Source organism: Pseudarthrobacter sp. MOO14, from assembly GCF_058267675.1.
In genome coordinates this window covers 1,567,231-1,591,019 of the sequence record NZ_CM177849.1, presented here as the reverse complement: position 1 = coordinate 1,591,019, position 23,789 = coordinate 1,567,231, and the positions used below count along the sequence as shown (strand labels likewise).

The 23,789-nt window shown below is 66.5% G+C and carries 26 protein-coding genes; 22 read left to right on the top strand and 4 right to left on the bottom strand.

Going from position 1 to position 23,789, the window contains the following annotated elements:
- Position 1: 1 nt before the first annotated feature.
- The 4 genes from AC4EEV_RS07540 (at position 2) to AC4EEV_RS07525 (ending at position 2,719) form a co-directional block, all read left to right on the top strand.
- A complete protein-coding gene (locus tag AC4EEV_RS07540; protein WP_018761791.1) occupies positions 2–874 on the top strand; it encodes a carbohydrate ABC transporter permease in 873 nt (290 codons plus the stop codon).
- Positions 875–897: 23 nt separating this feature from the next.
- Positions 898–1,608, top strand: a complete 711-nt coding sequence (locus AC4EEV_RS07535; RefSeq protein ID WP_018761790.1) for a rhamnogalacturonan acetylesterase — start codon at positions 898–900, stop codon at positions 1,606–1,608.
- A 15-nt stretch (positions 1,609–1,623) separates the two neighbouring features.
- Positions 1,624–2,280: a DUF1961 family protein gene (locus AC4EEV_RS07530; protein ID WP_243835309.1), complete on the top strand. Its 657-nt coding sequence runs from the start codon at positions 1,624–1,626 to the stop codon at positions 2,278–2,280.
- 61 nt (positions 2,281–2,341) lie between these two features.
- A complete protein-coding gene (locus AC4EEV_RS07525) occupies positions 2,342–2,719 on the top strand; it encodes a DUF7793 family protein (protein ID WP_109045191.1) in 378 nt (125 codons plus the stop codon).
- A gap of 12 nt (positions 2,720–2,731) precedes the next feature.
- Here AC4EEV_RS07525 and AC4EEV_RS07520 read toward each other — a convergent pair whose 3' ends face one another.
- The gene (locus AC4EEV_RS07520; RefSeq protein ID WP_285319537.1) at positions 2,732–3,754 is read right to left on the bottom strand and encodes a LacI family DNA-binding transcriptional regulator; all 1,023 of its coding nucleotides are present in this window, start codon (positions 3,752–3,754) and stop codon (positions 2,732–2,734) included.
- A gap of 152 nt (positions 3,755–3,906) precedes the next feature.
- Between AC4EEV_RS07520 and AC4EEV_RS07515 the strand changes: the two genes are divergently transcribed.
- From AC4EEV_RS07515 to AC4EEV_RS07465, 11 genes are all read left to right on the top strand, one after another.
- Positions 3,907–4,251, top strand: a complete 345-nt coding sequence (locus AC4EEV_RS07515) for an L-rhamnose mutarotase (RefSeq protein ID WP_109045192.1) — start codon at positions 3,907–3,909, stop codon at positions 4,249–4,251.
- A 91-nt stretch (positions 4,252–4,342) separates the two neighbouring features.
- Positions 4,343–5,509, top strand: coding sequence for an L-rhamnose isomerase (gene rhaI, locus AC4EEV_RS07510; protein ID WP_109045193.1), 1,167 nt, complete (start codon positions 4,343–4,345; stop codon positions 5,507–5,509).
- 11 nt (positions 5,510–5,520) lie between these two features.
- A complete protein-coding gene (locus AC4EEV_RS07505; protein ID WP_165838006.1) occupies positions 5,521–7,563 on the top strand; it encodes a bifunctional aldolase/short-chain dehydrogenase in 2,043 nt (680 codons plus the stop codon).
- Positions 7,560–9,047, top strand: coding sequence for a rhamnulokinase (locus AC4EEV_RS07500; protein ID WP_491330562.1), 1,488 nt, complete (start codon positions 7,560–7,562; stop codon positions 9,045–9,047). Before AC4EEV_RS07505 ends, AC4EEV_RS07500 begins: the two co-directional genes overlap by 4 nt.
- 4 nt (positions 9,048–9,051) lie before the next feature.
- Entirely contained in the window at positions 9,052–9,855 is an 804-nt protein-coding gene (locus AC4EEV_RS07495; protein ID WP_109045196.1) for a (Fe-S)-binding protein, read from the top strand.
- Positions 9,855–11,327, top strand: a complete 1,473-nt coding sequence (locus AC4EEV_RS07490) for a LutB/LldF family L-lactate oxidation iron-sulfur protein (RefSeq protein ID WP_491330561.1) — start codon at positions 9,855–9,857, stop codon at positions 11,325–11,327. The genes AC4EEV_RS07495 and AC4EEV_RS07490 overlap by 1 nt, the downstream gene beginning before the upstream one ends.
- The gene (locus AC4EEV_RS07485; protein ID WP_491330560.1) at positions 11,324–11,953 is read left to right on the top strand and encodes a LutC/YkgG family protein; all 630 of its coding nucleotides are present in this window, start codon (positions 11,324–11,326) and stop codon (positions 11,951–11,953) included. Before AC4EEV_RS07490 ends, AC4EEV_RS07485 begins: the two co-directional genes overlap by 4 nt.
- A 54-nt stretch (positions 11,954–12,007) precedes the next feature.
- Positions 12,008–13,027, top strand: a complete 1,020-nt coding sequence (locus AC4EEV_RS07480) for an acetylxylan esterase (RefSeq protein WP_018761779.1) — start codon at positions 12,008–12,010, stop codon at positions 13,025–13,027.
- 242 nt (positions 13,028–13,269) lie between these two features.
- Positions 13,270–14,391, top strand: a complete 1,122-nt coding sequence (locus AC4EEV_RS07475; protein WP_491330559.1) for a 3-deoxy-7-phosphoheptulonate synthase — start codon at positions 13,270–13,272, stop codon at positions 14,389–14,391.
- Positions 14,392–14,534: 143 nt separating this feature from the next.
- A complete protein-coding gene (locus AC4EEV_RS07470; protein WP_018761777.1) occupies positions 14,535–14,747 on the top strand; it encodes a helix-turn-helix domain-containing protein in 213 nt (70 codons plus the stop codon).
- 151 nt (positions 14,748–14,898) lie between these two features.
- Positions 14,899–14,997: a 30S ribosomal protein bS22 gene (locus tag AC4EEV_RS07465; protein WP_003792170.1), complete on the top strand. Its 99-nt coding sequence runs from the start codon at positions 14,899–14,901 to the stop codon at positions 14,995–14,997.
- Between the two features lie 140 nt (positions 14,998–15,137).
- Here the strand turns inward: AC4EEV_RS07465 and AC4EEV_RS07460 are convergent, their stop codons facing one another.
- The gene (locus tag AC4EEV_RS07460) at positions 15,138–15,956 is read right to left on the bottom strand and encodes an HAD family hydrolase (protein WP_018761776.1); all 819 of its coding nucleotides are present in this window, start codon (positions 15,954–15,956) and stop codon (positions 15,138–15,140) included.
- 78 nt (positions 15,957–16,034) lie between these two features.
- Here AC4EEV_RS07460 and AC4EEV_RS07455 point away from each other — a divergent pair, with 78 nt between their 5' ends.
- Both AC4EEV_RS07455 and AC4EEV_RS07450 read left to right on the top strand, forming a co-directional pair.
- A complete protein-coding gene (locus tag AC4EEV_RS07455) occupies positions 16,035–16,289 on the top strand; it encodes a glutaredoxin family protein (RefSeq protein WP_109045200.1) in 255 nt (84 codons plus the stop codon).
- Positions 16,290–16,299: 10 nt separating this feature from the next.
- Positions 16,300–17,004, top strand: coding sequence for a redox-sensing transcriptional repressor Rex (locus AC4EEV_RS07450; protein WP_133830583.1), 705 nt, complete (start codon positions 16,300–16,302; stop codon positions 17,002–17,004).
- A 75-nt stretch (positions 17,005–17,079) separates the two neighbouring features.
- Here AC4EEV_RS07450 and AC4EEV_RS07445 read toward each other — a convergent pair whose 3' ends face one another.
- Together AC4EEV_RS07445 and AC4EEV_RS07440 are read right to left on the bottom strand one after the other, a co-directional pair.
- A complete protein-coding gene (locus AC4EEV_RS07445) occupies positions 17,080–17,901 on the bottom strand; it encodes a hypothetical protein (RefSeq protein WP_491330558.1) in 822 nt (273 codons plus the stop codon).
- 202 nt (positions 17,902–18,103) lie between these two features.
- Positions 18,104–18,652 (bottom strand): YceI family protein, encoded by a 549-nt coding sequence (locus AC4EEV_RS07440; protein WP_109045203.1) that lies wholly within the window; start codon positions 18,650–18,652, stop codon positions 18,104–18,106.
- A 202-nt stretch (positions 18,653–18,854) separates the two neighbouring features.
- Here AC4EEV_RS07440 and AC4EEV_RS07435 point away from each other — a divergent pair, with 202 nt between their 5' ends.
- From AC4EEV_RS07435 to ccsB, 5 genes are read left to right on the top strand one after another with little or no spacing between them, the layout of a single operon-like run.
- On the top strand, positions 18,855–19,535 hold the full coding sequence (locus AC4EEV_RS07435) for a histidine phosphatase family protein (RefSeq protein ID WP_491330557.1): 681 nt from the start codon (positions 18,855–18,857) through the stop codon (positions 19,533–19,535).
- A gap of 35 nt (positions 19,536–19,570) precedes the next feature.
- The gene (locus tag AC4EEV_RS07430; protein ID WP_109045380.1) at positions 19,571–20,149 is read left to right on the top strand and encodes a TlpA family protein disulfide reductase; all 579 of its coding nucleotides are present in this window, start codon (positions 19,571–19,573) and stop codon (positions 20,147–20,149) included.
- Between the two features lie 15 nt (positions 20,150–20,164).
- Positions 20,165–20,920: a cytochrome c biogenesis CcdA family protein gene (locus tag AC4EEV_RS07425; protein WP_109045204.1), complete on the top strand. Its 756-nt coding sequence runs from the start codon at positions 20,165–20,167 to the stop codon at positions 20,918–20,920.
- A complete protein-coding gene (gene resB / locus AC4EEV_RS07420; RefSeq protein ID WP_491330556.1) occupies positions 20,920–22,692 on the top strand; it encodes a cytochrome c biogenesis protein ResB in 1,773 nt (590 codons plus the stop codon). The genes AC4EEV_RS07425 and resB overlap by 1 nt, the downstream gene beginning before the upstream one ends.
- Positions 22,692–23,780: a c-type cytochrome biogenesis protein CcsB gene (gene ccsB, locus AC4EEV_RS07415; RefSeq protein WP_133830580.1), complete on the top strand. Its 1,089-nt coding sequence runs from the start codon at positions 22,692–22,694 to the stop codon at positions 23,778–23,780. The genes resB and ccsB overlap by 1 nt, the downstream gene beginning before the upstream one ends.
- The last annotated feature ends 9 nt before the right edge of the window (positions 23,781–23,789 follow it).

The window sequence follows — 23,789 nt, the reverse complement described above, 5'->3', positions numbered from 1 at the left end:
CATGAAAATCCACAACACCCGCGGCGGCCGGGTTTTCGACGCCGTCAACTATGTGTTCCTTGCCCTGATCGGCATCATCACCCTGCTGCCGTTCGTCTACGTCTTCGCCGGGTCCTTCGCCACCGAAGCGGAGATCACCCGCCGGGCATTCTTCGTCTGGCCCGAGAAATTCACCCTGGGCTCCTACGAGTACATCTTCGCCACCCCGGCGTTCACCCGCGCCCTGGTCACCACCATCCTGGTCACCGCCGTGGGCACCTTGGTCCAGCTGGCCTTCACCGTGACCATGGCCTACCCGCTGGCCAAGAAAAGCCTGCGTGGCAGGAACGTCATCCTGTCGCTGGTGGTCTTCGCCATGGTCTTCTCCGGCGGCATGATCCCCACCTTCCTGCTGGTCAAGGACCTGGGCCTGCTCAACTCTTACTGGGCCCTGATCCTGCCGGCGGCCATCAACCCCTTCAGCCTGATCATCATCAAGAACTTCTTCCAGGAACTCCCTGCCGAGCTTGAGGAATCGGCCAAGATGGACGGCGCCACCGAGATCGGCATCCTCTGGCGGATCCTGCTGCCGCTGTCCAAGCCGGTGCTCGCAACGTTCGCGCTCTTTTACGCCGTGGGGATCTGGAACGACTTCATGTCCCCGTTGCTGTACCTGAGCGACAACTCCAAGTGGACGCTGCAGATGTACCTGCGGCAGGTCACCGCCGCCTCGGACCTCCTGGGCACCGGCAACGTGGACCCCAACTACATCCCGCCGGAACAGGGCATCAAGTTTGCGGTGATCGTGGTGGCCACCCTGCCCATCCTGATCTTCTATCCGTTCCTGCAAAAGCACTTTGCCAAGGGCATGCTCATCGGCTCCGTCAAGGGCTGACCCCGTACTGGAGGAAGCACACCATGAAAATCCTGCTGGCCGGCGACTCCACGGTTGCCGACTGCCCCACCCAAGAGTTCCCGATGAGCGGTTGGGGAGCGCAACTTCCGCCGCATACCTACCGGTGGGGCTCGGTGCACAACTTCGCCAAAGGCGGGGCAAGCACGGAATCCTTTCGCGACGAGGGGCTCTGGGCGGACCTGCTGGCCGAGGCCGGGCCCGGCGACGCGGTGCTCATCCAGTTCGGCCACAACGACCAGAAGAAGCAGCACCTCGCCGCGCGAACCGGATACGCGGCCAACCTGCGCACCATGGTGGACGAGGTGCACGGGGCCGGCGCCGCGCCGCTCCTGTGCACCTCGGTGGAGCGGCGGCACTTCCTCGACGCCAGGCACCAGGGCGACGGCCCGGCGTCGGGCGCTGTCCTGGAGGCAAGCCTGGAGGACTACCCCGAGGTGGTCCGCGAACTCGGCCTGGAACTGGGCGTGCCGGTGGTGGACCTGAACGCCTGGACCCGGGACCTGTACCTGCGGCTGGGGCGCGACAGATCGCGGAACCTCTTCTGCCACTTCGCGCCCGGTGAGCACGCCCGCTGGCCCGGTGGCCTGGCGGACAACACCCACTTCTCGCAGCAGGGTGCCATGCTGGTGGCCGGGGAGGTGGCCCGGCAGCTTGGCCGGCTGGGATACGGAGTCCTTGAGCCGGCATTGGGTACGACGTCGGGACAGGGCTAGGTGGACGCCGCGGGCTTGGCAACGGGCGTCCTCTACAGCAACCCGCTGGCAGGCCCGGACGATGTCGCCGGCTGGGTGGCGGAAGGGCCCTTGGGCCTCGGCAGCCATAACGGCGCCCTGGAGCTGTCCGGCACCCTGGATGACGGCGAGTTCGGCGACCATGCGCACTGGACCTTTTGGTGCCCCGAGGAGTTTCCGGACGGCATCCGCATCAGCTGGGACTTCCTGCCGCTCGCCGAACCGGGCCTGGCCATGCTGTTCTTCGCGGCCGCCGGACAGGGCGGGCTGGACCTTTTCAGCCCTTCGCTCGCGCCCCGGACCGGGTACTACCCGCAGTACCACTCGGGGGACATCGATGTACTGCACGTTTCCTACTTCCGGCACAAACACCAGTCCGAGCGCGCCTTCCGCACGTGCAACCTCCGAAAGAGTGCCGGCTTCGAACTGGTGGCCCAAGGCGCGGATCCGCTGCCGCCCACGGAAGACGCCGCCGGCTTCTACCGCCTCAACGTCGTGAAAGAAGGGCCACGGGTGGAGTTCGCCATCAACGGGTTGAGGCTCTTTCAGTGGCACGATCCGTCGGACAAAGTGTTGGGCGGCGGCCGGATCGGATTCCGCCAGATGGCACCGCTGCGCGCCGCCTACCGCAACCTGCTGGTGGAGAAGGTTTAGGTCGCTTCCGCACTGAGGCAAGATAGGAGGCGTACATCTGCCCACTGGAGGGAGGCGGGACATGGAACCCGTATTGGTCGACGGCGGCAAGGGGACGGTGGAGCTGGGCCCGGACGGCATTCTCCATCTCATCTGGGAGCCCAAGGTACGGATCGAAGTCCACGATGCGCAGGCAGCAATGGCCACGGTCAACGACATCGCCGGCGACGGCAGCTACCCCATGCTGGTGGACATGGCCACCACGGAGTCTGTCAGCCGGGAAGCCCGCGGGGTCTTCTCCATCCCGTGCGCGGCCAACCGCATCGCCCTGCTCGGGGCAAGCCCGGTGGACCGGATCATCGCCAACTTTTTCCTGGGCGTCCACATTCCGCCGTGCCCCACGCGCTTCTTCACGTCCCGGTCCGAGTCCATGAAATGGCTGCTGCAGCAGGACAAGTAGCGGACCCGCAGATCAGCCGGCTGCCGGCGCGGCCGTGCTCTGCCGTATCACCAGCTCGGGCGTGAACACAACCGCCCGGTGGACAGGGTTTTGGGATTCCACTTCTTCGGACAACAGCTCGATCGCCGTCCGCCCCAGCAACTCGGTGGGCTGGCGGATGGAGGACAGGGGGACCACGGCGGAAATCGCAAAATCGATGTCGTCATAACCAATCAATGCCACATCCTCCGGGATGCGGAAGGTGTGCGTCATGGTGAGGGACTGCATGACGCCCAGGGCCAGGAGGTCGTTGGCGCAGAAAATTCCGTCCGGCAGCTCCGCGCGGCCCCGCTGCACCAGCATGTCGCCCACGCTTCGGCCGGCAAGGACCGTCTGGCCCTCCGAGTCCAGCACCTCCAAGGTGGCGTCCGGTTCCTCCTTGACGGCTCGGCGGGCGCCTTCGAGGCGGTCCGCCACCTGGCGGATGGAGGTGGGGCCACCCACGAAGGCGAGCCGGCGGCGGCCGGTGTCCAGCAGGTGCCGGGCTGCGAGGTAACCGCCTGCGTCGTCATCCACTGCCACGGAGCTGAACTTGGATTCGTCAGCCAGCCGGTCCACCAGGACGGTGGGGACGCCGCGCTCGCGGAGGAGGTCCAACCGGTCCGTGACATCGCCTACCGGGGAAATCAGCAGGCCCTGAACGCGCTGCTCCTGGAAGAGGTCGATGTAATTCGCTTCGCGGCCGGCGTCGTGTCCGCTGTCCCCGAGCAGCACGGCGCTGCCCTGGAGGGCGGCGGCGTCCTCGGCCGAGCGGACCACGGAGGTGAAGAAGGGGTTGCCCACGTCCAGGACAATGAGGCCGATGGTGCGGCTGTGGCCAACCCGGAGCTGGCGGGCGGCATCATTGCGGACGAAGCCCAGCTCGTCGATGGCCCGCAGGACCCGTTCCCTGGTCCGCTCCGATACCCGGTCCGGGTAGTTCAGGACGTTCGAGACCGTTCCCACGGCCACGCTTGCGTGGGTGGCGACGTCCTTGATACTTGCTGTCCGGTTCATCGAATCTCCGTGCTGGTCTGTCCGCGGCCGGGTGTCCCGCGCGGACGATCAAAAGTTCTCTGCCATTGCTTGACACCTGCTCAGGTTCAACTGTACTTTGAATCGTAACAATGAAACGATTCAAAAAAACGCGGGTTTGAACAGGAGAACCAATGAGGGTCTGTTTCCGTTCCTCGGTCCAGCCGGCGCTCATCGACGAGTACCGCCGCCGGCACGCAGCGGTATGGCCGGAGATGCTGATCGCCCTCAAAGAAGCCGGCTGGCACAACTATTCGCTGTTCCTGGGAGACGACGGGCTCCTGGTGGGGTACGTGGAATGTGACGACTTCGACGCCGTCCGCGCCCGGATGGCCCTGACGGAGGTCAACGCCAGGTGGCAGGCGGAAATGGCAACACTCTTTGAAGACTCCGGCCAGTCGCCCGATGAGGGGTTCCGCGTGCTGGAGGAAGTCTTCAACCTTGACAGCCAGTTGGCGGCCAGCGCATCCGCAGGCTGACCGCCTGCGCGCACAACTTTCGCACCAACAGCAACAGGGCTCCAGCAGCGGGGCACCACAACCACACGAACCACACACCGGAAAGAACATCATGAACGACGTAGCAACGGCGCTGGGCAGGCTCGAGGAGCTTGCCATCGAGGTCCCCTCGTGGGCCTATGGAAATTCAGGCACGCGGTTCAAGGTGTTCGGTACGCCCGGCACGCCGCGCACGGTCCAGGAAAAGCTGGCCGATGCCGCCAAAGTCCACGAACTGACCGGGCTGGCCCCCACCGTGGCCCTGCACATCCCGTGGGACAAGGTGGACGATTACGCAGCTCTGAAGGATTACGCCGCCGGCCTGGGGGTGGGGCTGGGCACCATCAACTCCAATACCTTCCAGGATGACGAGTACAAGTTCGGTTCCCTGACCTCCTCCAACGAGTCGGTGCGCCGCCGCGCCATCGAGCATCACCTGGACTGCATCCAGATCATGCACGCTACGGGCTCACGCGACCTGAAGATCTGGTTGGCGGACGGCACCAACTACCCGGGCCAGGACGATATCCGCGGCCGGCAGGACCGGCTGGCCGAATCCCTGCAGGAAATCTACGCGGCCCTGGGGGATGAACAGCGGCTGGTGCTGGAGTACAAGTTCTTCGAACCGGCTTTCTACCACACCGATGTCCCGGACTGGGGCACGTCCTACGCGCAGACCCTGGCACTTGGGGAGAAGGCGTTCGTCTGCCTGGACACCGGCCACCATGCCCCCGGCACCAACATCGAGTTCATCGTGATGCAGCTGCTTCGCCTGGGCAAGCTGGGGTCCTTCGACTTCAACTCGCGCTTCTACGCCGACGACGACCTGATCGTGGGCGCCGCCGATCCGTTCCAGCTCTTCCGCATCATGCACGAGGTGATCCGTGGCGGCGGTTTCGGGAAAGAGGCCGGCGTCGCCCTCATGCTGGACCAGTGCCACAACCTGGAGGAGAAGATCCCGGGACAGATCCGCTCGGTCCTCAACGTCCAGGAGATGACGGCCCGCGCCCTGCTGGTGGACACCACCGCCCTGGGCGAGGCACAGCGCACCGGCGACGTGCTGGCCGCGAACGGCATCTTCAACGATGCGTTCTACACCGACGTCCGGCCCATCCTGGCTGAATGGCGTGAATCCCGCGGCCTGCCCGCGGACCCGATCGCTGCCTACAAGGCCAGCGGCTACCAGAAACAGATCAACGAGGACCGCGCAGGCGGCCAGCAAGCCGGATGGGGCGCATAAAGGGCATGAACATGCAGAACGCAGCCAAGACTGTTGAAGACCTGATTTCCCGTTCCAACCGCCTCGGCGCGGACAAGCGGAACACCAACTTTGCCGGCGGCAACACCTCCGCCAAAGGCATCGAGAAGGACCCGGTCACGGGCGAGGACGTCCAGCTGTTGTGGGTGAAGGGGTCCGGTGGGGACCTGGGCACGCTGAAGCCACAGAACCTGGCCGTGCTCCGGCTGGACCGGTTGACCGCCCTGAAGAACGTGTACCCGGGCGTTGAGCGTGAAGACGAGATGGTGGCGGCTTTCGATTATTGCCTGCACGGCAAGGGCGGGGCCGCACCGTCGATCGACACGGCGATGCATGGTTTGGTGGACGCCGCCCATGTGGACCACCTGCACCCGGACTCCGGCATCGCCATTGCCACCGCCGTTGACGGGGAAGCACTGACCACCAAGATCTTCGGCAACAAAGTGGTCTGGGTTCCCTGGCGCCGCCCCGGTTTCCAGCTGGGCCTGGACATCGCAGCGATCAAGGACGCCAACCCGCAGGCCATCGGCACCATCCTGGGCGGCCACGGCATCACCGCCTGGGGCGCCACCAGCGAAGAAGCGGAAGCCAATTCCCTGTGGATCATCGACCAGGCCGAAAAGTACATCGCAGAGAACGGCACGGCCGAGCCCTTCGGCGCCAAGCTCCCGGGTTACGGCGCTCTGCCGGAAACCGAACGCCGTGCCAAAGCCGCAGCGTTGGCACCGGTGATCCGCGGCCTGGCCTCCACGGACAAGCCGCAGCTGGGGCACTTCAGCGACGACGCCGTCGTCCTGGACTTCCTCGAAGCCGCCGAGCACCCGCGCCTGGGCGCCCTGGGTACCTCCTGCCCGGACCACTTCCTCCGCACCAAGGTCAAGCCGCTGATCCTGGATCTTCCGGCCGACGCCTCCATCGAGGATTCGATTGCCCGGCTGCAGGAGCTCCACGCCGACTACCGCGAGGACTACCAGGCGTACTACGACCGCCACGCCGATGCCGATTCGCCGGCGCTGCGCGGCGCCGACCCGGCCATCGTGCTGGTGCCCGGCGTGGGGATGTTCTCCTTCGGCGCCAACAAGCAGACCGCCCGGGTTGCCGGCGAGTTCTACATCAATGCCATCAACGTCATGCGCGGCGCCGAGGCCATCTCCACCTACGCACCCATCGAGGAATCCGAGAAATTCCGGATCGAATACTGGGCGCTGGAGGAAGCCAAGCTGGCCCGGATGCCAAAGCCCAAGTCGCACGCCACCCGCATTGCGCTGGTGACCGGCGCGGCATCCGGGATCGGCAAGGCCATCGCCACCCGCCTCGCCGCGGAAGGCGCGTGCGTGGTCATCGCCGACCTGAACCTCGAGAATGCGCAGAATGTGGCCGAAGAACTCGGCGGCCCGGACGTTGCCATCGGCGTCCAGGCGGACGTCACGGATGAGGCCCAGGTCGCCGCGGCGATCGACGCCGCCGTCCTGGCCTTCGGCGGCGTGGACCTGGTGGTCAACAACGCCGGACTGTCCATCTCCAAGCCGCTGCTGGAAACCACCGAAAAGGACTGGGACCTGCAGCACAACGTCATGGCCAAGGGCTCCTTCCTGGTGGCCAAGGCCGCCGCGAAGGTCATGATCGCGCAGGGCTTGGGCGGGGACATCATCTACATCTCCTCCAAGAACTCCGTGTTCGCCGGCCCCAACAACATCGCCTACTCCGCCACCAAGGCAGACCAGGCCCACCAGGTCCGGCTCCTCGCGGCCGAACTGGGTGAGCACGGCATCCGCGTCAACGGCATCAACCCCGACGGCGTGGTCCGCGGCTCCGGCATCTTCGCCGGCGGCTGGGGCGCAAAACGCGCGGCGGTCTACGGCGTCGACGAGGAGAAGCTGGGCGAATACTACGCCCAGCGCACACTGCTCAAGCGCGAAGTCCTGCCCGAGCACGTAGCCAACGCGGCCGCCGTCCTCACCAGCAACGAACTGTCCCACACCACCGGCCTGCACATCCCCGTGGACGCCGGAGTGGCCGCAGCCTTCCTGCGATGAGCACGCACGTTCCAGGCGTTGACGGTGCTGGTTCCGGCGCCGGCGTCTTCGCCGCCGTGGACATCGGTGCCTCGTCCGGCCGGGTCATGCTGGGCCGCGTGACTCCCGGCGCCGGGGTGTCGCTGGAGACCGTCCACCGCTTCCCCAACGGAGTGGTGGAGATCGATGGCGGCCTCCGCTGGGACTTCGACGCGTTGTTCGCCGAAGTCCTTGCCGGCCTTTTGGCTGCGGCCACCGTGGCCTCGGCACAGGGGGAAACCATTGCCAGCATCGGTATTGACACCTGGGCCGTGGACTACGGCCTGGTGACCAAGGCCGGCCGGCTGGTGGCGCAGCCATTCAGTTACCGCGACGACCGCAGCCGGGCCGCAGTGGCGCCGGTCCACGCCAAGCTGGACCCCGCGCGCCTCTATGCCACCACGGGGTTGCAGTTCCTGCAGTTCAACACCATCTACCAGTTGGCCGCGGAACAGGACCTCGACGGGCTGCAAGCCCTGCTGATCCCGGACCTGATCGCCTTCCTGCTCACGGGCATCCGCCGGACGGAAGCCACGAATGCCTCCACCACCGGGCTGTTCGACGCCGTGGCAGGGGAGTGGGCTACCGAGTTCTTCGCTCCACTGGGCTTACGGAAGGACCTGTTTCCGCCGCTGATCCAGCCCGGTGAAACTGTCGGCACGCTGCTGCCGGAGATTGCCGCCGCGGTGGGGCTTACCCAGGACACGAAGGTGGTGGCCGTCGGCTCGCATGACACCGCATCCGCCGTCGCCGCGGTCCCTGCGGAGAAGGATGCCTTCGCCTACATTTCCTCCGGCACGTGGTCGCTGGTGGGACTGGAACTGAAGCATCCGGTCCTGACCGAGGCCGGCCGGGAAGCCAACTTCACCAATGAACGCGGGGTGGACGGCACCATCAGGTACCTGCGCAACATGGGCGGGCTCTGGCTGCTCAGCGAATGCCAGCGGACCTGGGCCTTGGAGGGCTTCCGGCCGGAACTGACCGCCCTGCTCACGGCGGCCGCGGCCCTTCCTGCCGGTGGTCCGGAAGTGAACGCCGATGATCCCTACTTCATCGCTCCCGACAACATGCCCGAGCGCATCCGGGCGGCGGTCCGGCGCACCGGTGAGGTCCTGCCCGACGATCCTGCGGCGATCACCCGCTGCATCATGGACAGCCTCGCCAGTGGTTACGCCCGGACCATCACCGCTGCCGAACGCCTTGCCGGCCGTGCCGTGGAAGTGGTCCATGTGGTGGGCGGCGGTTCGCAGAACACCCTGCTCTGCCAGCTCACCGCCAACGCCACCGGACGTCCCGTCATCGCCGGACCCGTGGAAGCCACTGCCCTGGGCAACGTGCTCGTACAGGCCCGCGCGGCCGGGGCAGCCGCGGGCGGGCTGCCGCAGCTGCGCGAAATCATCGCGACGGGAACGAGCCTTCGCCGCTACGAACCCGCGCCCCTGCCCGTGAACGCCGCCAGGAATTGAACCCATGAAGATCGCACTTTTCGCCACCTGCATCGTGGACGCCATGTATCCACGCGCCGCCCAAGCAACGGTGGCGGTCCTTGAACGCCTGGGCCACGAAGTGGTCTTTCCCTCGGGGCAGGCCTGCTGCGGGCAGATGCACGTCAACAGCGGCTACCTCAAGGAAGCCCTTCCCGTGGTGGCCAACCACGTGCGGGCCTTCGAATCCGAAGATTACGACGTCGCCGTGGCGCCGTCCGGTTCCTGCGTCGCCTCGGTGAAGCACCAGCACCCCATGGTGGCCCGGCACGCGGGGGACGCCGCCCTGGAAGAGCGGGCTGACGCCGTCGGAAAGAAGACCTACGAACTCTCGGAACTCCTGGTGGACGTCCTGGGCGTCACCAACCCGGCGGCGCAGCTGGGCTCTTACTTTCCGCACACCGTGACGTACCACCCGTCCTGCCACGGCATGCGGCTGCTCACGCTGGGTGGCCGGCAGGCCGGGCTGCTGCGGGGTGTCAAGGGCCTGGAACTGGTGGACCTGCCGGAAGCGGACCAGTGCTGCGGCTTCGGCGGCACGTTCTCCGTGAAGAATGCCGACGTCTCATCCGCGATGCTGGCGGACAAAACAGCGAACATCCGCAGCACCGGTGCGTCCGTGTGCGCCGGCGGCGACTACTCGTGCCTGATGCACATCGGCGGTGGCCTGTCGCGGCAGGCAGACACCATAGGTACCCTCCACCTGGCGGAAATCCTTGCCAGCACCGAAACGGAACCGGTCGCGGTCCCCGGGCCCGCCGGGCGAACCGTCAAGGTGGTGGCCAAATAATGTCCCGCACCCCGATCGGGATGCCCGGCCTGCGCCCCGGCATCGGCAACCTGTTCGCCGAAGAGAAGTTTCCGTCCGCTGCCCGCCGCGAGCTCGGCAACAGCCAGCTGCGGAAGAACCTGAAGCACGCCACGTCCACCATCCGCGCCAAGCGCCTGGCCGTGACCGGTGAGCTGCCGGACTGGGAGGAACTGCGGGAGGCGGGCAGTGCCTTGAAGACCTCCGTCATGGCCCGGCTGCCGGAACTCCTGGAGGCTTTCGAAGCCAACGTCACCGCCCGCGGCGGAACAGTCCACTGGGCCCGCGACGCCGACGAGGCCAACGCGATCATCCACGGGCTGGTCACCGCCCAAGGCGTGGATGAGGTGGTCAAGGTCAAGTCCATGGCCACCCAGGAAATCGGCATGAACGAGTACCTGGAAGAGCGCGGCATCTCGGCGTTCGAGACCGACCTTGCCGAGCTCATCGTCCAGCTGGGCCACGACAAGCCCAGCCACATCCTGGTCCCGGCGATCCACAAGAACCGCACTGAGGTCCGCGACATCTTCCTCCAGGAAATGCCCGGCGTCGATCCCGGCCTCACGGACGAACCCCGCCGGCTGGCCATGGCCGCCCGCGCCCACCTGCGGGCCAAGTTCCTCACCGCGAAGGTGGCAGTCTCCGGCGCCAACTTCGGCATCGCCGACTCCGGCACGCTGGGTGTGGTGGAGTCCGAGGGCAACGGCCGGATGTGCCTGACCCTCCCTGAAACCCTGATCACGGTCATGGGCATCGAGAAGCTGCTTCCCACGTTCTCCGACCTTGAAGTCTTCCTCCAGCTGCTGCCGCGCTCCTCCACCGGCGAGCGGATGAACCCGTACACCTCACTGTGGACCGGCGTGACCGAGGGCGATGGTCCGTCGAATTTCCACGTGATCCTGCTGGACAACGGCCGCACCAATGCCCTGGCCGACGAGATGGGACGCTCAGCGCTCCACTGCATCCGCTGCAGCGCCTGCATCAACGTCTGCCCGGTCTACGAGCGGGCAGGCGGCCACGCCTACGGCTCCACGTACCCTGGCCCCATCGGCGCCATCCTGTCGCCGCTGATGACCGGCATCGAGGCGGAAGAGAACGGCTCGTTGCCGTATGCGTCCTCGCTGTGCGGCGCCTGCTACGACGCCTGTCCGGTGAAGATCAACATCCCGGACATCCTGGTCCACCTGCGCGGCAAGGACGTGGACGCCCACCGCGGCGGCCTGCCGTCCCAGATGGACGTGGGACTCAAGGCCGCCTCTTGGGCGCTCTCCGGCGGACGCCGCCTGGCCGCCGTCGAAAAGCTCCTGCCCCTGGGCCGGGCCGCCGCCGGACGGGACAAGAAGATCAAGAAACTGCCCGGCCTCGCCGCCGGCTGGACCCAAAGCCGGGACATCCCGGCGCCCCCGGCGCAGTCCTTCCGTGACTGGTGGGCCAAGGAGCACAAGAGACCATGAGCACCCGGGAACAGATCCTTGCGGCCGTCCGCACCGCACTCAAGGACGCCCCCGCCGTCCCGGACATCCCCCGGAAGTACCGGCTGGACGGGGAGGCCGACGCGCAGCAGCGCATCGACGTCCTGGTGGACCGGTTGGAGGACTACAAGGCCGGAGTCACCGTGGTGGACGAAGACGCAGTCCCCGCCACCATCCGGGACCTCCTCGCCGGGGCCGGCTCCTACGTGGTTCCCGCCGGCCTGGACCCGGCCTGGCTGGCCTGGGAGACAGACACCACCAGGATCAGGTACGACGGCGGCGGCCACGGAGCGAGGTCCGTCACCGAGCTCGACGCAACAGACGCCGTGGTGACTGCCAGTGCGGTGACCGTGGCGGAATCCGGGACCATCATCCTGGACGGCAGCCCGGACCAGGGCCGCCGCGCCATCTCGCTCATCCCGGACCACCACGTCTGCGTGGTGCGCAGCCGGGACGTCACCGCGATCCTGCCCGAAGCGCTCCGCCGCCTGGACGGAACGAAGCCCCTCACCATGATCAGCGGACCGAGCGCAACCTCGGACATCGAGCTTGAACGCGTCGAAGGTGTCCACGGGCCCCGGCGGCTGGATGTCGTCATCATCCGGTGAAGCTGAAGTAGGCTGCAACCAGGCCGCCAACCACCCCTGACAGAACGGACAACGATGCCCCTCTTCGACCTGCCCCTGGCCCAGCTGCGCAGCTACACTTCCGACGTCACGCCGCCGGAGGACCTGGGCGCGTTTTGGGACGCCACCCTCGAAGAAGCCAGGGCCTTCCCCTTGAACGCCGCGTTCGAACCGGTGGAGAACCACCTGACGGTCATCGATACCTTCGACGTCACCTTTTCCGGCTACGGCGGGGCGCCGGTCAAGGGCTGGCTGCACCTGCCCGCCGCCCGGGAAGACGGCACCAGGCTGCCCGTGGTGGTGCACTACGTGGGCTATTCGGGCGGCCGGGGCCTGGTCAACCAGGACACCCGCTGGGCCCAGGCCGGCTACGCGCATTTCATCATGGACACCCGCGGCCAGGGGTACGGCGGCACCCTGGGGGACACTCCGGACCCGCACCCCTCCGCCGGGGACGTAGCGCACGCGGGCCTGATGACCCGGGGCCTGGCGAAGCGCGAGGACTACTACTACCGGCGCGTCTACGTGGACGCCTTCCGCGCCGTGGAGGCAGCCCAGGCCCACCCCGCCGTCGATCCAGCCAAAGTGGTCCTCGCCGGAGTCAGCCAGGGCGGCGGCATCGTGGTGGCCACGGCGGGCCTCACTGCGGGACGGCTCGACGGCGTCATCGCCGCCCTTCCCGACGTCCCCTTCCTGCAGGACTTCCCCCGCGCCATCGACATCACCCCGCGCGGGCCCTACCCGGAGATCGCCCAGTTCCTGGCGCGCCACCGCGACCGGTACCAGCACGCACTCGAGGTCCTGAACTACTTCGACGGCGTCAACCTGGCCCGGTACGCCACGGCACCGGCGCTGTACTCGGTGGCCCAGATGGACGACATCTGCCCGCCGTCCACGGTCTTCGCCAGCTTCAACGCCTACGGCTCCGGGACGTCCGGGGCATCCTCCACCGGGGCGGCCAAGGAGATCGAGGTGTACCGGTTCAACAACCATGAAGGCGGCCAGGAACACCACTGGATCCGGCAGCTGCAGTACCTGCGCAAGCTCCTGGGGTAGGCCGGCGCGGGAATGTGACGGCCGCTGATTTTGCGGCGGCGGACGGCCGGGCTTATGGTCTTTTCCATGACTAACCGTTGGTATGCGTATTTTTCGTTGGCTCTGGAGGGGCCCGCGTCTAACTGACACGCATCCAGCATTCCTTCAGAGCCAACAGGGCAGAGATCATTCTCTGCCCTTCGCCGTTTCTCCGGCGGGTTCTGAAATCCGGGCCCGCTTCCCATCTGGAACAGGACCCGAACATGAGCACCGCAACAGCAGCAGCCGCCAACGCCGGCACCACATCCACCTCGAACCTCCGCGTCAGCGAATTCACCGCGCTGCCCACCCCTTCCGGGCTCGTCGCCGAACTGCCCCTTGACGCCCGGGCGGCTGACGTCGTCGAACGCGGACGCGACCAGGTCCGGGCCATCATGGACGGCGTGGACGACCGCCTGCTGGTCATCGTAGGCCCATGCTCCATCCACGACCCCAAAGCCGGCCTGGAATACGCCCGCCGGCTGGTCAGCCAAGCTGAAAAGCACAAGGAAAACCTGCTGGTGGTCATGCGGACCTACTTCGAAAAGCCCCGCACCACCGTCGGCTGGAAGGGCCTGATCAACGACCCCCGGCTGGACGGCAGCCACGACATGGTCACCGGCCTGCGCACCGCCAGGCAGTTCCTGCAGCAGGTGACCGCGCTGGGACTGCCCACCGCCACCGAATTCCTGGAGCCGATCAGCCCGCAATACATGGCGGACCTGATTTCCTGGGGTGCCATCGGTGCCCGCACCACCGAGAGCCAGATCCACCGGCAGCTGGCCTCCGGCCTTTCCATGCCCATCGGCTTCAAGAACGGGACCGACGGCGGCCTGCAGGTGGCGATCGACGCGTGCGGCGCCGCGGCGGCGGCCCAGGCGTTCCTGGGGATCGACGGCGACGGCCGGGCGGCACTGGTGGCCACAGCCGGGAACCCGGATACCCACGTCATCCTCCGCGGCGGACGCAAGGGCCCCAACTACTCAGCCGCCGACGTCGAACGGGCGTCCGGGGAGCTGGCCGGAAAGGGCCTGAACCCGCGCCTGGTGGTTGACGCCAGCCACGCCAACAGCGGCAAGAGCCATCACCGCCAGGCCGAGGTGGCGCTGGAGATCGGTGCCCAGCTTGAAGACGGGGGCGCCGCGGCGCAGGCGATCGCCGGGGTGATGCTGGAAAGCTTCCTGGTGGGCGGCGCCCAGAACCTGGACGTTGCCGAGCATGCGGCCGGCCGCTCCGAACTCGTGTACGGCCAGAGCGTCACCGATGCCTGCATGGACTGGGACGTTTCCGCCTCCGTGCTGGAGCAGTTGGCTGCCTCGGCGCGGAAGCGCCGGCAGGCGAAATAGTGGCTTTACCTACTTTCACATCTGCCACATGAACATCTAGAGTATCTATTTAGGTGATTGGTGGATGGCTCAGCATCGGAACACCGCATTGGCACGTACCTGGGGTCACTGTTGTCCATCCGTCAGCAAAGGAAAATAGGGAAATGTCGGCAGAACAGAACTTCTCCAACGCGAAGTTCCTGACCGTGGCTGAAGTGGCCGAGGTCATGCGCGTCTCTAAAATGACTGTTTACCGGCTGGTCCACTCCGGCGAAATGCCGGCAGTGCGGTTCGGCCGCTCCTACCGGGTACCTGAGAATGCCGTGGAGCAGTACCTCAAGGGTGCCGTGGTGGACGGTCACTCCGAGACAGCCTAAGGCAGCTTGTCCCAAGCCGCCTCCGATAGGCGGTACCCTGTTAAGGAACGTTTTACGTCATTGTAAGAATCTGTCAGTTGTCCAGTTCGTAGCTCTGTCCACGAACCATTTCCATCAGACAGGTACTGCATCTAGTTTGTAAGGAACTTTCGTGGGTTCAGTTATTAAGAAGCGTCGCAAGCGTATGGCCAAGAAGAAGCACCGCAAGCTGCTTCGCAAGACTCGTCACCAGCGCCGCAACAAGAAGTAGCAATACTTCGAACAGCGTGGAGAACGCCCGTCGCCTGCAAAGGCGGCGGGCGTTTTTTCGTGCGCTGGAGGGTACGGTGCGGGAACCTGCAGGCGGGGGAAGGCAGACTCGCGGGATATCCAGACGCGCGTGAAAGCTAGCTACAGGCGCGGGCCGCGCATCCGGGCGAAACCCTTCCACAGCCCGTAGATGGCGCCGCCAAAGGTTGCCACCTTAAGCCCGAAGGTGGCGGCGCGGCGGCCGGCACGGAAATCGTAGACCGGCCAGTTACGGTCGCGGGCGTGCCGGCGGAGCTTGGCATCGGGGTTGATGGCCACGGGGTGGCCTACCAGGGAAAGCAGCGGGACGTCGTTATAGGAGTCGCTGTACGCCCAGCAGCGCTTCAGGTCCAGGTCCTCCTCGTCGGCGATGGCCTGGACAGCCACGGCCTTGGCCGAGCCATGCAGGATATCGCCCACCAAACGGCCGGTGTACATTCCGTCGGAGACTTCCCCGACCGTGCCGAGGGCGCCGGTCAGGCCCAGGCGGGTGGAAATGACCGTGGCAACTTCGATGGGCGTGGCCGTGACCAGCCACACCCGGCGGCCCACGCGCAGGTGCTGCTCGGCCAGGGCCTTGGCACCCGGCCAGATCCGGGAGGCGATCATTTCGTCATAGACCTCTTCGCCCAACGCCCGGATATCGTCAACGCTGATGCCCACAGCCAGGGTCAGGGCCGAGTCCCGGACGGCGTGGACATCATCCATGTTTTCACCGCGGGCCACAAACTTGAACTGTTTCCAGGCCATACCAGCCGCCTGCCTCAGGGTGAACGCCCCGCGCTGGTGCATTTTCCGGGCCACATGGAAGAGGCTGGCGCCGCGCATCAAGGTGTTGTCCACGTCGAAAAACGCCGCTTCACCGGGCTGCGGCGCAGTGACGGGCCGCGTGACTACGGCGACGTATTTCTCCTCGGGCATGGACTCGAGTCTAGTCAATAGGCCGGCCCGCCGCCGTCGGCGTCGCCCGCATGCCGCGAACGGCGATACCGTTAAGCCATGGCTACCCCCCGCGTCGTCCTGGTCACCAAAGCTGACTGCCACCTTTGCGAAGAGGCGCGCGACGCCGTCGGCCGGGTTACCGCCTCGTTGGGACTGACCTGGGCCGAAGAGTCGGTGGACCACCAGCCCGAGCTGCGCGAACGCTATGCCGAGGAAATCCCGGTGGTCCTGGTGGACGGGGTCCAGCGCGACTTTTGGAAAATTGACGAAGCCCGCCTGGAACGCGTGCTGCAGCGCGCCATGGCCCGGTAGGGGGAGGCCAATGACGTCCTTGGAACCAACGTCCCAGCCCGTCCCGGACCTTCCGGGCGCCACCGGTACGCCGGCCAAGCAGATCCCGCCCGCGGCGGTGGCCCGGCTGACCCTGTACCTCCGCGCCTTGAACACCTTGCTGGCAGAGGGCGTCGAGCGGGTCTCGTCCGAGTCATTGGCGGAGGCCTCCGGCGTCAGTTCCTCGACGCTGCGCAAGGACCTGTCCCATGTGGGGTCCTACGGCACCAGGGGAGTGGGCTATGAGGTGCAGTACCTCAGCCGCCATATCGCAGCGGCCCTTGGCCTCACGCACGACTGGAAAGTCGCGATCGTCGGCGCCGGAAACCTGGGCAAGGCCCTGGCCCGGTACGGCGGCTTCGAATCCCGTGGGTTCGACGTCGTGGCGATCTTCGACGCCGACCAGATGGTGGTGGGCAACGAGGTGGGCTGGCTGCGGGTCAGCGACGTGGCAGACCTTGAAACCGTCCTGCACCGCACCGGAGCCAACATGGTGGTGCTGGCGCTGCCGGCGGCGGTGGCCCAAGGCATCTGCGACCGCGTGGTGGCCGCAGGCGTGCACAGCGTCCTGAGCTTCGCGCCTGTGATGCTCCAGGTCCCCGAAGGCGTGAACCTCCGCAAGGTGGACATGGCCACCGAGCTGCAGATCCTGGCCTACCACGCCCAGCGGGCACAAGCGCCGGGCCAGACCGCGTAAGGACCACCGGATAAAAGAAAACGGCCCGGGACGCTGCGAGGCGTCCCGGGCCGTTTTCGGTGGTGTGGCAGGCTGCTACCGGCCGTAGGGGTTTCCGAAGCCGCCGGCATACGGGTTGCCGAACTGCTGCTTCCGGAAGTACGGGGCGGCCGCGGGAAGGTAGAGCAGCACAATGGCCGCGATGCCCAGGACCGTGCCGACGGTGGCGAACGACGGAACCCCGAAGAGGCCCAGCACCGACAGGGCCGCCAGCACCGTCCCCAGGATGCGTGCCCAGTTCTTGCCCTTGCGGACGAAGAATGCCACCAGCAGGTACAGTCCGGCCCCGATGATGGCGAAGACCACCAGGGTTCCGGCGATGACGCCCTTGATGTCGTCGTACGTGATGCCCGCGTCGCTGGCCTTGACCTGCTGGTCAAAGGCCTGCCGGAATGCCGGATCATCAAGCTGGGTCAACCCGGTGAGCAGGGAGATGACGAAGATCACGGCGGCTGCGATCAGCATCCAAAAGGAAATGTTGACCAGTTGGGGGATGCCGGTGCTTGCCGCCGGCTGCGGCTGCTCCGACGGGTACTGGCCGTAGGGGGACTGGCCGTACGGCTGCTGTCCATAGGGCTGCTGCTGTCCGTAGCCGGGGGCCTGCGGGGCGTTCTGCCCGTACTGGGGCGGGTTCTGGCCGTATTGCGGGGCGTTCTGCCCGTACTGCGGGGCTGCCGGCGGCTGCGTACCGGGTGCGTTCTGTCCGTATTGCGGGGCGTTCTGCCCGTACTGCGGGGCGTTTTGTCCGTAGCGGGGCTGCTGGGCGCCGGGCTGCTCGGCCGGCTGGCCGTTGCCTGGCTGGTCGTTTCCGGATGGCGGATCGTGCGGCACGGGAGGCGGGACGGGAGGAGTACTCATGGGCGTTCCTTCTGCAGGTCGGGATCCGGGCGGGCTGCCGGGAATCGGTCCTGTGCCGCCCCCAGCATGGCTTAGGTCCACCGTACCCCCGGCAGCCCTGGTTGTGCGTGATTCCGCAGGGCTGTTCACGGTGCGACGGGCCTTAAACGCGGCACCCCGGCACCAGGCGAAATGCCTGCTGCCGGGGTGGGCCGGAGCGGAATCAGGCTGCGGGAGCGATGAAGGCGAGCTCCAGGTTGATGGCAACCTTGTCGCTGACCAGCACGCCGCCGGTCTCCAGGACGGCGTTCCAGGTCAGGCCGAAATCCTTGCGGCTGATGGTCGTCTCCGCGGAGACGCCTGCGCGGGTGTTGCCGAACGGGTCAACGGCCACGCCGTTGAACTCGGTCTCCAGGGTTACCGGGCGGGTGACGCCCTTGATGGTGAGGTCACCGCTGAGCTCGTAGCTGTTGCCCTTTGCCACCAGGCCGTTGGAGACGAAGGAGATCTCCGGGAACTTCTCCACGTCGAAGAAGTCCTCGCCCTTGACGTGGCCGTCGCGGTTGGCGTCGCCGGAGTCGAAGCTGGCGGTCTTGATGGTGGCGTTGATCTTTGAGTCGGCCACATCCTCGACGAGGTCAAGCGTCGCGGCGGCTTCGGTGAACTGGCCGCGGACCTTGCTGATGCCGGCGTGACGGACGGTGAAGCCGATCTCGCTGTGGGAGTTGTCCAGGGTCCAGGTACCGGTGGTGACGTCTGCGGGAAGTGCCATGATGATGCTCCTTGTTCTTGATGCCTGTTGTGGTCATGCGGTTGAACCTTCATCGGTTGAAGCCTCAACTAACTTGCTGCATCCAGTATAAACATGCATTTGCATCTTTTGTTCCCATGTTTGGAACATTTCTTCAGAAACTTAAGTTCTACTGTTTGTAGAAAATTTCGGATCGCACGCCATCTTTGAGAAACTGGTAAACATGCCCCAAGCCACTGTCCATCTGCTCCGCCACGGCGAGGTCCATAATCCCGAAGGCGTTCTGTACGGACGGCTCCCCGAATTCCACCTCTCCGAACTGGGGCAGGAGATGGCCAGGACCCTCGCCGAGCACTTCCGGCAGCGTGCCGAGCAGGGCGCACGGATCACCTACCTGGCCGCGTCGCCGCTGGACCGTGCGCAGGAAACGGCACGGCCGACGTCGGAAGCCCTGCACCTGGAAATCCACACGGAGCCGCGGATTATCGAGGCGGAAAACTACTTCGAGGGCATGAAGGTCACCAAGGCAGAACTCCGCCGGCCGAAGCACTGGCCCCGGCTGGTCAATCCGCTGCGCCCGTCCTGGGGCGAGCCCTACACGCAGCAGGCGGCCCGCGTCGCCGCCGCAGCGCAGGACGCCCGGCTCCGGGCAATTGAACTGGCCGCCGGCGATTTCGGTGCGGCAGGACCCGAGGCCATCCTCGTCAGCCACCAACTGCCCATCTGGGCCGCACGGCTCAGCGCCGAAGGCCGGCCCCTGTGGCACGATCCCCGCAAGCGCGAGTGCACGCTGACCTCCGTCACGTCCCTGGTGTTCGATGACGCCGGCTCCCTGGTGCGGGTCGACTACAGCGAACCCGCCGCGTCCCTTCTTCCCGGTGCCGCCAGCACCCCTGGAGCCTAGCTGTGACCAATGATTTCCTCCCTACGCGCCGGAGCATGCTCGCCGCGGGCGGCCTGGCCCTCGGCGCACTGACCCTGGGCTTGTCCGGCTGCGCCCAGGAAGACGCCCTGGCCAAGCAGGCAAAGGCCGGGGACAACAAGAACTACGTGGCAGGCGACGGTTCCGTCACCGAATTCGCCGCCGGCGACCGCAAGGAAGCCGTCCAGATCCAAGGGGCACTCTTCAGTGGCGCCAAGGTCACCCCTGCCGACTTCCAGGGCAAGGTCAGCATCCTGAACTTCTGGTTCGCCGCCTGCGCCCCGTGCCGGGTGGAGGCGCCCATCCTCGAAGAACTCCATCAGGAGTTCAAGGACCAGGGCGTGCAGTTCTTCGGCGTCAACCTCCGGGATGAGAAGCCCACGGCGGAGGCGTTCGAGAAGACCTTCAACCTGACCTACCCGAGCTTCGATGACAAGGACGGCGGCGTCCTGCTGTCCGTGTCCGGCCTGGTTCCGCCCGGGGCAGTTCCCACCACCCTGGTCCTGGACAAGCAGGGGCGCGTGGCGTCCCGGGTCCTCGGCGAGATCGAAAAGGGCACCTTGAAGGCCCTCATCACCGCCGCCGTGGCGGAGTAGGGCGGCCCGGGAACCGTGAACAGTCCCTTCGCCGAAGCCATCCTCAGCGGCTCGCTCCTCCTGGCCATCCCGGTGGCGCTGCTTGCCGGGCTGGTGTCCTTCCTTTCGCCCTGCGTGTTGCCCCTCGTTCCGGGCTACCTCGGCTACGTCACGGGATTGAGCGGCGTTGACCTGCAGAAGCAAAAGCGCGGCAGGATGCTGGCCGGCATCGGCTTGTTCGTCCTGGGCTTTTCGGTGATCTTTGTTCTGCTGGGCGGCGCCTTCGGGCAGCTGGGCACCCTGATCAGCGGCAGCCGCAATGCCTGGATCACCCAGCTCCTGGGGATCCTGGTGATCGTCATGGGCATCGTGTTCATGGGCGGCTTCAGCTGGCTCCAGCGGGACGCGAAAATCCACGCCAAACCCCCTGCCGGGCTCTGGGGAGCACCGTTGCTGGGCCTGACCTTCGGGTTGGGCTGGGCGCCGTGCATCGGGCCTACCTACTCCGCCGTGCAGCTGCTGAGCCTCTCCGGAGGATCGTCCGCAGCCAAGGGCGCATTCCTGGCGTTCGTCTACAGCCTGGGACTGGGCATCCCGTTCCTGCTGATCGCGCTGGCGGTGCGCCGCGGGATGGGCGTCATGGCGTTCTTCCGCAAACACCGCCTTGCCATCCAGCGGACCGGCGGCGGCATCCTGGTGGTGCTGGGCCTGCTGATGGCCACCGGCGTCTGGGGGGCCTGGGTGACCGGGCTGCAGTACTGGTTCCAAACCGACGTGAAGTTGCCGATCTGATGAGCGAGCGTGTGAACGTAAAGAAGAAGCAAGCCACCCCTGTCGCGGAGGCCAAGGCAGAAGCCACCCTCCCGGTGCTGGGCCCGGTTGGCATGCTGCGGTGGGCCTGGACCCAGCTGACCAGCATGCGGACAGCACTGTTCCTGCTGCTGCTCCTCGCCGTCGCGGCCGTCCCCGGCTCCCTGTTCCCGCAGCGGCCTGCCAACCCCTCCGTGGTGACCCAGTACATCAAGGACCACCCGGACTACGGCAAGCTGCTGGATTCCCTGCAGCTCTACGACGTCTACTCCTCGGCCTGGTTCTCCGCGATCTACCTGCTGCTCTTCATCTCGCTGATCGGTTGCGTGGTGCCGCGAGCCATTGCCCACTACAAGGCCATGCGTTCCCAGCCGCCGCGTACCCCGCAGCGTTTGTCCCGGCTCCCCGAATACGGCACCCTGGTGGTTCCCGCCGACGCCGGGATCCCGGCGTCGGACGCCATCCACAGCGCCGCCGGGCTGCTCCGCAAGCGCGGCTACCGCGTGGAGGTCAGGGATGCAGACGGCGCCCTGCCGTCCCTGGGTGCCGAGCGTGGCTTCCTGAAGGAAGTGGGCAACCTGGTCTTCCACACCTCGCTGATCGGCGTGCTGGTGTCCGTCGCCGCCGGCGGCCTGTTCGGGTACAGCGGCCAGCGCATCCTGGTGGAAGGCGACACGTTCGTGAACACCCTGGTGGGCTACGACCAGTTCAACCCGGGCACCAACTTCCAGTCCAGCCAGCTCCAGCCCTACTCGCTGCAGCTGGACAAGTTCAACATCACCTTTGACCGGGAATCGAAGGGCAAGTTCGGCCAGCCCATCGACTTCTCGGCCGCCGTCACCACCAAGGAAACCCCGGACGCCCCCGCCAAACAGGAAATCCTGAAGGTCAACGATCCCGTGAGCCTGGGCGGCACCAGCATCTACCTCACCGGCAACGGCTACGCACCCGTGGTCACGGTCCGCGACGGAGCCGGGAACATCGCCATGCAGGGCCCGGTGGTGGCCAAGCTGCAGGGGGACAACTACTACTCCTCCGTGGTGATTAAGGTCCCCGATGCGAAGCCGGACCAGCTGGGCTTCGTGGGCTTCTTCCTCCCCACCGCGTTCGTCACGGACAAGAACGTTTCGTTCAGCGCCGACCCCGAGCTGTTCAACCCGCAGCTGACCCTGAACTCCTACTACGGCGACCTGGGCCTGAACAGCGGTGCGCCGCAGAACGTCTTCGAACTCGACGTCAGGAACCTGACGCCGCTCAACGCGCGGAACCTGGCCGCAGGCGGCATCACCCTGGCTCCGGGCTCCACCTACACCCTGCCGGATGGCAAGGGCACCATCAGTTTTGACGGGGTGAAGCGCTACATCGGTGTGGACATCCACCACAACCCGGGCCAGGTCTACGCCCTGGTCTTCGCGCTCCTCGCGGTGGCGGGCCTGATCGTCTCGCTCTACGTCAACCGCCGGCGCGTCTGGGTGCGCACCGGCACCGCGGCGGACGGCCGGACCATGGTGGAGTACGGGCTCCTGGCCCGCGGTGAGGACCACCGCCTCGCCGGCGAGGCGGCCGCCCTCCGGAAACTCTTCGCCACGGAATGGCAACTGCCCGAGGACAACGCCGCCGACGAAACGGCATCCGACCACGCTGATGCCGAAGGCACCGCCGGGTCCCAGCAAACTCCCAGCCGGGCAGGCGATAATGTCGCAGGCTCCGTCAGCACCCCAGCAGGCCCCACCGGGCCCGAAAAGGACCAGTAATGCCATTTGGAATCAACGAAACCATGGGCCAGTACAGCGAACTCTTCATGCTGCTGGCGGCGGGTACCTACACGGTGGCTTTCATCGCCTTCGCATGGGACCTGGCCAAAAGCAGCAAGGCGCTGCGCGCAGTGGACCTCAAGGCGGCCCAGGCGGGTGCCCCGGCCAAGGTTCCCGTAGCAGCCGGCGTTGGCGCCGGCTCCGCCGAGGCCCGCCTGGACGGGCCCGCCGGCCGGGCCGAGCGGCCGTCGTCGTCAACTGCCAAGGCCAACGGGGCAGGTTCCGGCGGCGTCGCCACGGCCGACGGCGACATGAAGTACGCCGCGGAGCGCCGGGTCCCGGCGCGGGTCGCCGTGGCCCTGACCACCCTCGCCGTCCTCATCCACGGCGCCGGCGTGGTGACCAGGGCCCTTGGTGCCGGCCGGGTGCCGTGGGGCAACATGTACGAATTCCTGACCACCGGCGCGTTCCTGGTGGCGGCTGTGTTCCTCCTCTCCCTGATCCGCCGCGACCTCCGCTTCCTGGGCACCTTCATAGTGGGCCTGGTCATCATCATGATGGTTGCTGCATCCGTGGCCTTCTGGACCCCCGTCGGCCACCTCGTGCCCGCGCTGCAGAGCTACTGGCTGGTCATCCACGTTTCCATTGCGGTGCTGTCGTCCGCCTTGTTCACACTGACGTTCGCCATGTCCGCCCTGCAGCTGGTCCAGTCCCACCGGCAGAAGGCCGTTGCCGCAGGCGGCGCCGACAAGCTCGGCTTCATGCGCCTGGTGCCCTCGGCGCTCAGCCTCGAAAACCTGTCCTACCGCATCAACGCCATTGCCTTCATCGGCTGGACCTTCACGCTCATGTTCGGTGCGATTTGGGCAGAGAAGGCCTGGGGACGGTTCTGGGGCTGGGACACCAAAGAGGTATGGACGTTCGTGATCTGGGTTGTCTACGCCGGCTACCTGCACGCCCGGGCCACCCGCGGCTGGACCGGAACCCGCGCCGCCTGGCTGTCGATCGTGGGCTACTGCTGCGTGATCTTCAACTTCACCATCGTGAACACGTTGTTCAACGGGCTCCATTCCTACTCCGGGCTCTGAGCCGCAGGC